Genomic DNA, 390 nt, shown 5'->3' on the forward strand with positions numbered 1-390 from the left:
GGGTGGTGGCGGCGAGGACGGCAGTGGGTGAGGTGCGGTCGAGGACGACGGTGACCCCGTCCCGGCGGTAGGCGTACACCTCGGGAGTGTCGAGCAGCGGCGCGCCGGCGGCGAGGGAAGCGAGCGCGTTGGCCGGTTCCGGCGTCGGGCCCTCCGTGGAGCGGAGCGTACGCGCGGTGCCGGCACCGGCCGGGCAGGGCGCGACGACCGGCTCGGACGCCGTCCCGGCCGGCCGGCCGAGAGCGCGCAGGGCGTCGGCCAGGACGGCCGCCTCCGGGCCGGGATCTTCGGCCACCGGGGCGGAGTAGCCGGCGCCGACCGGACGGCAGCCGGTGTCGACGGTCAGCCGGACCCGGCCCTTCCCCTCGGTCCGCCCCTCGACCGTGACGA

The 390-nt window shown here is 78.7% G+C and carries 1 pseudogene; it reads right to left on the bottom strand.

Going from position 1 to position 390, the window contains the following annotated elements:
* Positions 1-390, bottom strand: a pseudogene (locus C1I99_RS33070) (hypothetical protein); the annotation flags it as partial.

It is taken from the genome of Micromonospora deserti (assembly GCF_003236335.1).
Lineage (GTDB): Bacteria > Actinomycetota > Actinomycetes > Mycobacteriales > Micromonosporaceae > Micromonospora > Micromonospora deserti.